Consider the following 11,979-nt stretch of genomic DNA (forward strand, 5'->3'; position numbering starts at 1 on the left):
CATCGCCGTGTGTCGCTGACGTTACGAAGGGACATCCGGTGCGACAGAAGATCACCGCTGCGCTGGCCGCAGCGATCGTGGGCTTCGGGGCGACCCCGGCCCACGCGGAAGCACGAGCCACCGACGAGGTCACCGTCCGCCCCGATCCCGCGTACCAGGGGCAGGCCTTCGAGGGGTGGGGCACGAGCCTCGTCTGGTTCGCCAACGCGACCGGCGGCTACCCCGCCGAGATCCGCGAGAAGCTGGCCGATCTCGTCTTCGGGGAGGACGGCCTCAACCTCAACATCGCCCGCTACAACATCGGCGGCGGCAACGCGCCCGACGTGCCCGGCTACCTGCGCAAGGGCGGCGCGGTCGAGGGCTGGTGGCGGGCGCCGGCGGGCACCACGCGCGCGGACAAGGACTGGTGGGACCCGGCGAACCCGGCGCACTGGAACCTCGATGCCGACGCGACGCAGCGCTGGTGGGTCGACCGGATCAAACAGGACATCACCCACTGGGAGACGTTCAGCAACTCGCCGCCCTGGTTCCAGACGAACAGCGGCTACGTCTCCGGCAACTTCGACGCCGGCCAGGACCAGATCCGCGCGGACACCGTGGACGACTTCGCGGCGTACCTCACCCGCGTGACGCGGGAACTGGAGAAGGCGCACGGGATCAAGGTCGACACGATCGACCCGCTCAACGAGCCCAACACCAACTACTGGGGTACGCAGCTCGGCCCCGACGGCAACCCGACCGGCGGCCGCCAGGAGGGCGCCCACGCGGGTCCCGCCCTGCAGCAGCAGATCATCACCGCGCTCGCCGCCTCTCTGCGGGAAAGCGGAAGTGACACGGTCATCTCGGCCATGGACGAGACGAACCCCGGCACCTTCGCCACCAACTGGAACGCGTACACCCCCGAGGTACGCGACCTGGTCAAGCAGCTCAACGTCCACACGTACGGGACCGGGCAGCGCACCACGGTCCGCGACATCGCCAAGGGCGAGCGCAAGCCGCTGTGGATGAGCGAGGTCGAGGGCTCGTGGGGCGCCGGGCAGAGCTTCACGAGCATGGAGCCCGGCCTCGGCATGGCCCAGCACATCGTCGACGACCTGCGCGAGCTCGAACCGTCGGCGTGGGTCTTCTGGCAGCCGGTCGAGGACTACGACAACATGAAGCCCGGCGGGGAGAGCGCGGCCGGCGCCAACTGGGGCAGCATCCAGCTCCCGTTCGACTGCACCGCCGCCGACACGCTCGCGACGTGCCCGATCTACACGAACACCAAGTTCGACACCGTCCGCAACTTCACCCAATACGTGCGGCCGGGCGACAAGCTCGTGCAGGTGAACGACACATCCAGCGTTGCCGCGATCACCAGGAACGGGCGTGGCGCCACGGTCGTGCACGTCAATGACGGCGACGAGGCGCGCACGGTCCGGCTCGACCTGTCGGCCTTCGGGTCCGTCGCGCGCGGTGCGACGGTCACCCCGGTCGTCACCGACGCTTCCGGCGCGCTGCGCCGGGGCAAGCCCGTCCGGGTACGCGACCGGGCCGCGACCATCGAGGTACCCGCTCAGTCCGTCACCACCCTGCTCGTCACCGGCGTGTCCGGCGTGGCCCGGGACGCGGCCGTGGGTCAGCGCGGTCACGTCTACCGCCTCGAGGGCGTGCAGAGTGGCAAGTCGCTCGACGGCACGGTCATCCGCAGCACCGACCCCGCGTCCGCGACCCAGCTGTGGACGCTCGCCAAGGTCGCCGGCGGTTCGAGCAACCGGGCGGAGTACACGGTGTCCTCGGCCGGGGGCTACCTGACCGACACGGGCACCGGAGTGACTCTGTCGTCCCGGCCGTCGCGCTGGATCCTGTCGACCACCGGCGACGGCACGTACACATTGATCAACGCGGCCACGAAGCGGCTGCTCGAAGTCGGCGGCCAGGCCACGGCGGACGGCTCGCCGGTGTCGACCTATCTCGCGAACTCCGGCGCGAACCAGCGCTGGACGCTGATCGACGAGACGGTCCTGGGCGTGCGCCCGGCGACGGTCTTCACCCCGCCGGGCATCGCGCCGCAGCTGCCGGCCACGGTCGGCGCGGTACGCCCGGACGGCGTGCGTGGCACCCTGCCGGTCACCTGGCAGCGGCTGCCCGCCTCGACGTGGAAGAAGCCGCGCACGGTCACCGTGCCCGGCCGTGCGACCGACCCGCTCGGCCACGTGTTCCGGACGACGGCGACCGTCGAGATCGACACGCTGGTCAAGACGCTCCCGGCCCAGGCGCGCACCTTCGTCGGCGGGGCTCCCGAGCTGCCCGCCACGGTGACCGCCGTGGGCCGGCGCGGGATCAGGACCGAACGTCCCGTCGCGTGGGTGGCGCCCGCGCCGGGTGCCTTCGATCAGGTGGGAGTCGTCACGGTCGCCGGGCGCGCCGACGCCGGGGACGGCCGCACGCTGCCGGCGACGGTCCGCGTCACGGTCACCGAGCCGGTCGAGGAACAGGCGGCGACGGCGGGCGTCACGGCGACGTTCACCGAGCCGGGCTACTCCCCCGCCGGGCTGACCAACGGCAACCGGACGGACAAGGCGTGGTCCAACTGGAAGTCCGGCGCCAAGAACACCACGGACACGCTGACCGTGGCGCTGCCGGCGCCGCGGGTGCTGAGCAAGGTCACCGTCTGGTTCTACCGCGACGGTGGTGACAGCTACCCGCAAAGTGTGCAGCTGCGGGTACGGGACGCGGCGGGCACGTGGGCGGACGCGGGGGCCCCGGTGGACGTACCCTCCGGCGGGTCCGCCGCTCCGGTCGTGACCCTGCCGGTGAGCGCGACCGGCGACGCGGTCCGGGTGGTCCTGACGGCCCGGCCGACCCAGCACATCACGATGAGCGAGATCGAGGTGTACGCGCTGACCGCCGCGAGCTAATCGACCAGCTTCTCGACGGTGAGGTCCGTGAAGGAGGCGGCGCCCTGCGGGGTGTCGCCTCCCTGCACGGTGACGAGGCCGACGGCGGCGCGGCCCGACGTGATGTCGAGCTCCGTCTGGGGGCTCTGGCCGACCTGGATGTCGTCGTGGCCGACGGTGATGCCGTTGTCGCGGACGACCGCCTGCAGGCGCACCGGCTCGCCGGTCGGCAGCGAGTTCCACCCGAGCGGGAAGACGCGCAGCACCTCGCTCGCGTGCCCGCCGCGCTCCAGGCTGAGCGTGAAGCTGCCCTCGCAGGCCAGCAGCCGGTAGCCCCGGGCCGGCGTCCACGAGAGCCAGACCGCGAAACAGGTGCCGGGCAGCTGGATCGTCCCGGTCACCTGCAGGGTGTACTCGCGGGTCAGCGTGGTCGCCGGACCGGTGCACTGCACGGTGCCGGGCGTGGCCCGGGTGACCTCCAGGGCGACACCGGTGTTCACGCAGCTGCCCGCGCTTCCTTTCCCGGCGGTCCACGACCCGGCGGTGGTGAGCGCGTCGGAGATCAGCGGCTCCCCGGGCGGGACGGTGAGCGCGACGGTGTCCGTGTCGGTGCCGCTCTCGTCGCTGGCCGCGCCCCGGTCCAGCAGCGTGAAGATCGGATCGACGGTCTGCCGGGCGACGAACCCGATGCCGGCCGTCAAAGTCAGTGCGAGCGCGGCGACCAGGGCGATCAGGCCGCCGCGCCGGGGCTTGCGGGGCGGGGGCGCCTGCATCTCGCGGGCCGCCGTCCGCAGCTCGGGCTGCCGGTCCAGCGCGGCCGCCACCGGCGCCGCCGGGCTCGCGCCCAGCAGCTGGTCGAGCAGCTCGCGGGCGGTGGGCCGGGCGGCCGGGTCGGCGGCCAGCGACCGTTCCACCAGCGTGCGCAACGGCCCGTCGAGGCGGCCCAGCTCCGGCGGCCGGGTGAGGATCCGGGCGAAGGTCGCCATCGGCGTGTCCGCGTCGAAGGGCGCCCGGCCGGTGGCGGCGTACGCGACGACACAGCCCCAGGCGAAGACGTCGGCGGCCGGCGTGAGCGGGGTCGTCGGCTCGTCGAAGCGCTCGGGCGCCATGTAGTTGACCGTGCCGACGATCTCCCCGGTGCGCGTGTGCTGCGTGGTGGACTCGAGGGCGCGGGCGATGCCGAAGTCGATCACCTTCGGGCTGCCCGGGGCCAGCAGCACGTTGTGCGGCTTGAGGTCGCGGTGGATCACGCCCGCCCCGTGGATGGCGGTCAGGGCCGTCGCGACGCCGACCGCGACCGCGTACAGCTGGGAAGGGGGCAGCGGGCCGCGCCGCCGCACCTCCTCGGCCAGCGACGGGCCCTCGACGAACTCCACCACCAGATAGGGGTGCGGCGCCTCCGGGTCGGCGTCGAGCACCGCGGCCGTGCAGAAGGACGGCACCTCGCGGGCCCGCTGCACCTCGGAGCGGAACCGGCCGCGGAACTCGGCGCTCTCGGCGAGGTGACCGTGCACCACCTTGATGGCCACGCGGCGGCCGGCCCGGTCGCGGGCGAGATAGACGACGCCCATGCCGCCGGAGCCGAGCCGGGCCAGCACCTCGTAGTCCCCGACCCGGGCCGGGTCACCCGGCCGCAGCGACGACGTCGACTCGGTCTCCACGCGGCCCCACCCTGCCGAAGGGAGGGACTCCTGTCAATCTCGGTCCAGAAAGTCGCGGGCGACCGTGGCGAAGAGTGGGGACAGGAACAGGTCGTAGTGCGTCAGCCCGGGCAGGATCGCCAGCGCGTGACCGCCCTTGGGCCGGTTCTCCCCGGCCCAGCCGCCGTCGCGCAGGCCCCCGTCGAGCAGGGTGAACACCTCGGCGAAGTGGCTCGGCGGGGTGAGGTCGGCGTCGGCCCCGGCGACGAGTGTGGGCACCTGGATGCCGCGCACCTGCTCGGAGAAGTCGTAGTCGCGGGACATGAACTGGCCGATCTTGTCGAGCAGGCGGGGGAAGTCCTCCGGCCGCGGGGCGACGCGCGCGTACGACTCGTACATCGGGGTGTCCTTCATGAACTCCGCCGCGGCCGCGCCGACCTGGCCCTGCTGCTCGAGGATCTCCGGGTACTGCGCGTCGCGCCGGATCCCGGCCGACGCGGCCACCAGCCGCCGCACCTTCCCCGGGTGCCGGAAGGCCAGCTGCCAGCCCACGCCGCCGCCGAGCGAGTAGCCGGCGACGTCCACGCGGCCCAGGCCCAGGTGGTCGACGAGCCCGGCGACGTCGTCGGCCATCGTGGCGATGTCCAGCGGCCGGTCGATGTCCGCCGTCCGGCCGTGGCCCTGCAGGTCGGGCAGGATCACCTGGCGACCGGCCGCGAAGGCGGGCAGCACCGGGGCGAACATCTCCCCCGAGCCCAGGCCGCCGTGCAGCAGGACGAGCGGCCGGCCGGTGCCGTGCGTCTCGTAGTAGAGGTTCAGTCCGTTGATCTCGGCGTACATGCCCGCTCCTTCGTCGGTGGCTTACGAACAGGTAGACCGGGCGGGTGCGGAGAACTCATCGGTGCTGCGAGAGAATTCTCCGGTGACCGTCCTCGAGGAGTACCGGCCGGAGCTGACCGGCTACTGCTACCGCATGCTGGGCTCGGCCTTCGAGGCCGAGGACGCCGTGCAGGACACGATGGTGCGCGCGTGGCGCGGCCTGGAGAGCTTCGAGAGACGATCGGCCCTGCGCACGTGGCTCTACCGCATCGCGACGAACGTGTGCCTCACGATGCTCGACGGGGCGCAGCGGCGGGCGCGGCCGATGGACTTCGGCCCCGCCGGCGCCGGCACCGCGGCACACCCGGGCGAGCCGCGGCCCGACGAGGTGTGGGTGGGGCCGATCCCGGACAGCCGGGTGGTGCGCGACGGGGCCGATCCGGCGGAGGTGGTGGCCGCGCGGGAGTCCGTACGGCTGGCGTTCGTGGCTGCCCTGCAGCTGCTGCCGCCCCGGCAGCGGGCCGTGCTCATCCTGCGCGAGGTCCTCGCCTGGTCGGCGGCCGAGGTCGCGGCCCTGCTCGACATGTCGGTGGCGAGCGTGAACAGCGCCCTGCAACGCTCCCGGGCGACACTGGCCGGCGCGCGCGGCGGCGACGTCCTGCAGCCGGCCGACCCGGCCCAGCACGAGCTGCTGGGACGCTACGTGACGGCCTTCGAGGCGTACGACCTGAAGGCGCTCGTGGCCTTGCTGCACGAAGAGGCGACGCTGTCGATGCCACCCCTGCCCCTGTGGCTGCGCGGCCCCGGCGACATCCTCGCGTGGATGTCCGGCACCGGCAGCGGCTGCCAGGGCTCGCACCTGATCCCGGTGAGCGCGTCGGGCCTGCCGGCCTTCGGCCAGTACCGGGCGGGCGGCGTGCCGTGGGCCCTGATCGTTCTGGAGCTCGACGGCGACCGGATCGCCGGCGTCACCAATTTCCTGGACACCGGGCGGCTGTTCCCGCTCTTCGGGTTGCCGCCGGTGTGGCGCCCGGAGTGAGCCCCCGGGCGCCACGATGCGTTACCGCGCTGCGGCCGGGATCGGTATGGTCCGGCTGGTGAAGTGCGGTGCCGCCGAGGTCGCCGCCCGGGCGGTGGAGGCGACGCTGGTCTGGTTGACCAGGTACACGCTGACGGCGTCCCGGACCAGGTAGCCCCAGGTCGGGCCGCGGGAGTTGGTGTAGTAGAAGACGCTCGGATCGGTGGTGACCTCGGTGGGCAGCGGGCTGAACCACTCGCCCCAGGTGCCGGGCACGGCCGCGGACTCGCCGACGTAGTAGATCCGGTTGTCCGCGCCCCGCGCGACGATGCCCAGACCGCCGGTGGACGGGTCCAGCGCGATCGCGGGCGAACCCGCGGCCACGAAATCGCCGACCTGCGTCCACGCGGCCGGGAAGGACCCGTCCAGCTGCTGGCGCTTGACGAGGATGTGTCCCTCCGCGTCGCGCACCGCCACGGCCGCGGCGTTGCCGATCCCGTTGACGGCCGAGGGAGTTCCGGTGATGCCGGACCCGCCGAGGTTGGCCGACCCGCCCTCATCCGTGGAGCGCAGAATCGTCTCCACCTGACCGGCGCTGTTCCGGACGAAGATCCGCACGCCGCCCGGCGCGGTGATCACGGCGGGCTCACCCACCGGAGTGACGGCACCCGGAAGCGGGGTGGTGCCGGTCCGGGGGCCTCCACTCCAGGCCCCGTACGGCAGGTAGGTGCCGTCCGAGTACAGGCTGTAGAGATACCCGTTGTTGACGGCGTAGGTCTCCAGCTTGCCGTCGGGGTATCGGCCGGTGGCCAGCTGGCCGGAACCGGAGCCACCCAGGTCGGTGTACGCGCCGAACCCGTCCGTGCCCTTCGTGGTCTGCCGGGAGAAGTCCAGGTCGCCGTCGGTGGCGTTGCGGGCGGTGACGACGATGCGGCCGTCGGCCTGTTTGTCCACGGTCGGATGACCGGTGTACCGGGTCGTGGCCTCGCCGGGCGTCCAGAGCACGCCCCCCGTGACGTCCGGATCCGCGATGAAACCGCGGGACAGCAGGCCGAAGTTGTTGACGAAGCTCACGACCAGGGGCCCGAGCACGGCGCCGGTGGCGGCCGCGCCCTGCGCCGCCATGACCCGCGTGTTCGCCTCGGTCGGCAGCGCGGTGATCGTCGCCGAGGTCGCCGGCGGCCAGTAGAACTGGTCGTTCGCCTGCGTCGCCGTGGTCCCGCAGGTGTACTGCACGAGTTCCACGCCGGCGGCGGTCGAACTGCCCGGGACGGTCAGGCACTTGCCGCTGCCGGCCGACTTGATCCGGAAGGTCGTACGCCCCTCGACCTCGGCGAAGGTCCACAGGTTGTTCTTCGCCGTGTCCGAGCACGTGGCCTGCGTGACCTTGACGCTGTTCGCGGTGGAGCTACCGGGAACGGTGAGGCAGAGGGTGACCGGGTTGATCTGCCGCCGCGACTGGATCTGGTAGCCGGCCGCCTTGGGCACCACGGTGAGCTTGTCGGAGAAGGACGGGGTGAAGGTGGGACACGTGGACTGGGTGACGGTGGCGTTCGACTCCCCGTTGGCGGACAGGCACAAGTTGGAGTGCGCCACCTTGATGCGCTGGCTGGGAATACTGACCGCCGCCTGCGCCGCGGCGGGTGCCACCACGACGGCCAGGGCCGCCGTCAGCACCGACATGATCAGGGACAGACCGAAACGTTTCCGGCTCACTCTTCTCGCTTTCCGATGCGACATCGCTGCCTCACTCCGCCGGCAGCGGGGAGGCGTGGCTGATGAACTGCGGCGCCTTCGCGGCCGCCCGGGCCGTGGCGGTGGTGACGTTGCTCTTCTCCGCGATGTAGACGCTGGTGGCGTCGCGGACCACGTAGGCCCAGGTCGCACCGCCGGAGATGCTGTAGGACACCACGGTCGGGTCGGTGACGACCTCGGTCGCCAGCGGGGTCGACCACTCGCCCCACACGCCGGGCCGGCTGGCGGCCTCGGTGACGACGTGGACGCGGCTGTCCTCGCCCCGGGCGACCATCGAGAAGACGCCGGTGAACGGGTCCATCACGATCGCGGGCGACCCCGCCGCAACGAAGTCGCCGACCTGGGTCCAGTCGGCCGCGAAGGCGCCGTTGAGCTGCTGGCCCTTGACGAGGATGTGCCCGTCGGCGTCGCGTACGGCCACCGTGGCCGCGTAGCCGACGCCGCTGACCGCGGCGGGCGTGCCGGTGAGGCCGGTGCCGCCGAGGCTGACGAAGTCACTGAGCAGGCCGTTGGCGTACGTCGCGGTCTGCAGCGTCCCCGCGGTGGTGAGCGCGAAGATGCGCAGGCCGTCCTGGGTGGTCACGACGGCCGGCTCGCCGGTCAGGCCGCTGCCGCCGATCTGCCGCCACCCGCCGTACGGCTGGTAGGTACCGTCCTGCGGCAGGTGCCACAGGCTCCCGCCGACCAGCGCGAACGTGACGAGCTTGCCCGAGGGCAGCGTGCCGGTCACGGGCTGCGAGGCGGACGAACCCCCGAGATCCGCGTACGCGCCGAAGCCGTCCCGCCCCTTCGCGGTCTGCACCGCCAGGTTGAGGTCGCCGTCCACCGCGTTGCGGCCCCCGACGACGATCCGGCCGTCGGCCTGCTTGTCGACCGTCGGGTGCCCGGTGTAGCGGTCGGAGGCGTTGCCCGCCTGCCAGGTCACGGCGCTCAGCACCTCGGGCGAGCCGATGTAGCCACGGTTGAGCAGGCCACGCTCGTTGACGTACGCGACCTCCAGCGGCGCGAGCACCGCGTCGCTGCCCCCCTGCGCCACCACGACCCGCGTGTTCGGCTCGGTCGCCAGCGCCGTGATCGTCGCGGTGGCCGCCGGCGGCAGCAGGAACTGGTCGTTCTGCGCCGTCGCCGCGGTCGAGCACGTGTACTGGATCAGGATCGCGCTGTTGTCCGGCGAGTTGTTCGGGATGTTGAGGCACTTCCCGCTGCTCACCGACTTGATCCGGTACGTCGTCCGCCCCTCCACCTCGGCGAACGTCCACAGATTGTTCTTGGCGGTGTCGCTGCACGTGTACTGAATGATCTTCACGCTGTTGTCGGGGTTGCTGTTGGGCACATTGAGGCACTTGCCCGACCCGATCCCCTGGATCTGGTAGCCGCCCGGCTTCGCCACGACCCGCCACTTGTCATTGAGCGCCGTCGCCGCCGCGCACGTGTACTGAATGATCTCGACGCTGTTGTCGACCTTGTTGTTGGGCACATTCAGGCACTTGCCGGAATGCACCACCTTGAGCTGCACCCCCGCCGCCGGCGTGATCGCCGCCTGCGCCGGCACCGCACCGGCAGTCACGGCGATCAAGGCCGCCGCGGCCACGGCTACCGTCTTCCCCACCACGTCACGCAGCCTCATTGCTTCCCATTCCGGGCTTGAGCCCACTCGATCCCCCGGACATCGCTGTTCCGGACTCTTTCCGCCCCGGGGGACGTCACGTCGCCAGCTCGCGCCGGGCCTGGCCCATCACGTCGATCAAGGCCGACAGGTCGTCCGGGAGCGCGGTCCGGTACTTGGCCGTGAGCTCCTCCACCACCCGGGCCGCCACGATCAGGGCCGGCAGGTCTCCCGGCTCCCGGTCCGCGTCGACGAGCATCGACAGCGGCGGACCGAAGTTCGCCTGGACGTCGTCGTGCAGGGAGTCGAAGAGCTCCATGTCGTCGGTCAGGGCCAGATCGGCCACCGCCTGCGCCGCTCGCCGGAACGCGTCCTCGTCAGTTGTCATCTCTGCCCCATGATGTGGTCGATCTCAAGGTCGGCCAGCCGCGGCCGGCAGGATTCCGAGCAAGGGGAAGCCGGTGTCCCGTGCGCTCCGCCCGGCGGCGACTGCAGGCCACGGACCTTGATGACTTCCATGACTCCACCGAACGCGGCGTCACCCTCGGCCTTCTCCGCCAGCATCAGGCACATGGTCTCCGCGCAGTACTGGTGACCTGGCTTGCCCAACTGCTCCACGGCAGTCTCCATGACACCCCCCGGCTTCGGCATCACGTCGTGCCCGTTGTAGCCGAAGTAGCTGCGCCCCGACGGCGAGGTGTACTTCGCCGCGAACATGATGCCCTTCTTTCCGGCGTTCGGGCGGAGCGTCTCGGCGTACCCGAGCAGGTCGGCGGAGGCACAGTTGTGGACGAGGATGCGGGTGCCGCCGGCGACGACGTAATAGGTGTGCGCGACGTCGACGGTGAGGTTGCGCACCTCCTTGGTGGTCGCCGTCCAGGAGCGGGTGGCGGTGACCTGGACGTAGGTCCCGGTGCCGGTCTGCAGCAGCGACCCGGCCCGCAGTTCCCCGGCCGTGACCCACCGCTGCAGGTCCGGCGCCCAGAAGGGGTGACCGTCCGTCGCCGAGAGGGTGGCGGTCCGGTCTCCCCGGGCGCCGTCCACGTCAACGGTGAGGTCGACCATGCGCTTGGTCCCCACGCCGACGACGAGCGCGGTGACCTTCCGGGGTTCGCTCTTGCCCGTGGTCGGATCCGTGGCGAGCACCATGTCGCCGACCTTCACCTGCTCGATGGCCTTGCTGGTGCCGTCGGCCATGAGAACCGCGGTGCCCACGGCGAAGCTGTTGCAGGTGTCGCCGGCGTCGACCCGGACGGAGCTGCGGACGCCCGCTCCGGTGGACTCCACGGCCTCGCGAGCGGCCGAGCCGGCTGAGCGGTTGGCCAGGGCCTTGCCGACCACGCCGCCGACCTGGCGGGAGCCGAAGGAGCGCAGCGAGCTCGCCGCCGCCGCGCCGCCCATGCTGAGGGCCTCGCGGGCGCCGCCGCTGATGAGGCCGCGGACCGCACCCGAGACCGCCGAGCCGCCGATCGAGGACAGCGGGCCCATGACGGCGCCGATCGTGCCGCCCAGGACCGCGTCGGCGGCCATCTCCTTCCAGCCCTTGCCGCCCTCGACCAGGTCGGTGACCAGGGAGCCCACCGCGCCGCCGGCCGCGGCACAAGCAACCGCGCCCACGCCGGTGACGCCGATCAGGGCACCACAGCCCACGCCGACGACGGCGCCGGCGATGCCGCCGATGATCTCGGCCTTGTGGTCGACCACCCAGTCGCCGGCGGCCTGGACTCCGGAGACGACGGCGCTGCCCGCGGCCACGGCACCCGCGTAGAGGCTCTTGGCCGCCGCGGCGTAGTCCTGGACCACGTTGCTGAACGACGCGGTGATGGACGGCAGGGCCGCGTTGACGCTGATCGTGATCTTGGACAGGGTCGACTTGAGGCCGGCCTTGACCGCGGCACCGAGCTGTTTGAGCGGGACGTGGGCCACGGCCTTGGCGATGGTGGCCTTGGCGTGGTCCTTGACCGCGATCGCGGCCGCCCTGATCTGCGCGGCCTTCTGCGCCGCATAGTTGCGGACGCTGTTGACGGTCGGCGCGATGTAGCGGTTGTAGCCGGACCGGAGGGCCTGGCCCGCGCTGCGTAGCGCCGCCCCGGCGTTCCGGACCACGGTGACGATGCCCCGGCCGATGGCGGACACCGCGGCCTTCGCCTGGTTGACGAGCCAGGTGCCCGCCGAGACCGCGGCGTGGTAGACGGTCTGGGCCGCGTGGTAGACGGTGGTGGCCGCCTGGACGATCGGCGTCACGACCGCGCTGACGGCCCG

At 72.1% G+C, this 11,979-nt stretch carries 8 protein-coding genes; 2 read left to right on the forward strand and 6 right to left on the reverse strand.

What is annotated here, in order from left to right:
• Positions 1 to 38 precede the first annotated feature (38 nt).
• The gene (locus RAN62_RS38860) at positions 39 to 2,900 is read left to right on the forward strand and encodes a glycoside hydrolase (protein WP_305789887.1); all 2,862 of its coding nucleotides are present in this window, start codon (positions 39 to 41) and stop codon (positions 2,898 to 2,900) included.
• Here the strand turns inward: RAN62_RS38860 and RAN62_RS38865 are convergent.
• A complete protein-coding gene (locus tag RAN62_RS38865) occupies positions 2,897 to 4,540 on the reverse strand; it encodes a serine/threonine-protein kinase (RefSeq protein ID WP_305789888.1) in 1,644 nt (547 codons plus the stop codon). The two genes, RAN62_RS38860 and RAN62_RS38865, sit on opposite strands and share 4 nt — an antisense overlap.
• Before the next feature lie 33 nt (positions 4,541 to 4,573).
• On the reverse strand, positions 4,574 to 5,359 hold the full coding sequence (locus RAN62_RS38870) for an alpha/beta fold hydrolase (RefSeq protein ID WP_305789889.1): 786 nt from the start codon (positions 5,357 to 5,359) through the stop codon (positions 4,574 to 4,576).
• Between RAN62_RS38870 and RAN62_RS38875 the strand changes: the two genes are divergently transcribed.
• On the forward strand, positions 5,358 to 6,377 hold the full coding sequence (locus RAN62_RS38875; RefSeq protein WP_305789898.1) for a sigma-70 family RNA polymerase sigma factor: 1,020 nt from the start codon (positions 5,358 to 5,360) through the stop codon (positions 6,375 to 6,377). The two genes, RAN62_RS38870 and RAN62_RS38875, sit on opposite strands and share 2 nt — an antisense overlap.
• Before the next feature lie 21 nt (positions 6,378 to 6,398).
• On the opposite strand, the gene RAN62_RS38880 is transcribed toward RAN62_RS38875, so the two are convergent.
• From RAN62_RS38880 to RAN62_RS38895, 4 genes are all read right to left on the reverse strand, one after another.
• Complete coding sequence (locus RAN62_RS38880) at positions 6,399 to 8,072, reverse strand: RICIN domain-containing protein (protein WP_305789890.1); 1,674 nt, start codon at positions 8,070 to 8,072, stop codon at positions 6,399 to 6,401.
• A gap of 31 nt (positions 8,073 to 8,103) precedes the next feature.
• On the reverse strand, positions 8,104 to 9,738 hold the full coding sequence (locus RAN62_RS38885) for an RICIN domain-containing protein (protein ID WP_305789891.1): 1,635 nt from the start codon (positions 9,736 to 9,738) through the stop codon (positions 8,104 to 8,106).
• A 76-nt stretch (positions 9,739 to 9,814) separates the two neighbouring features.
• Entirely contained in the window at positions 9,815 to 10,105 is a 291-nt protein-coding gene (locus RAN62_RS38890) for a hypothetical protein (protein WP_305789892.1), read from the reverse strand.
• Positions 10,102 to 11,979, reverse strand: a 1,878-nt coding sequence (locus RAN62_RS38895) for a polymorphic toxin-type HINT domain-containing protein (protein ID WP_305789893.1), incomplete at its 5' end; no start/stop codon positions are given. The genes RAN62_RS38895 and RAN62_RS38890, both read right to left, overlap by 4 nt.

The organism is Symbioplanes lichenis, from assembly GCF_030709675.1.
GTDB classification, from domain to species: Bacteria; Actinomycetota; Actinomycetes; order Mycobacteriales; family Micromonosporaceae; genus Actinoplanes; species Actinoplanes lichenis.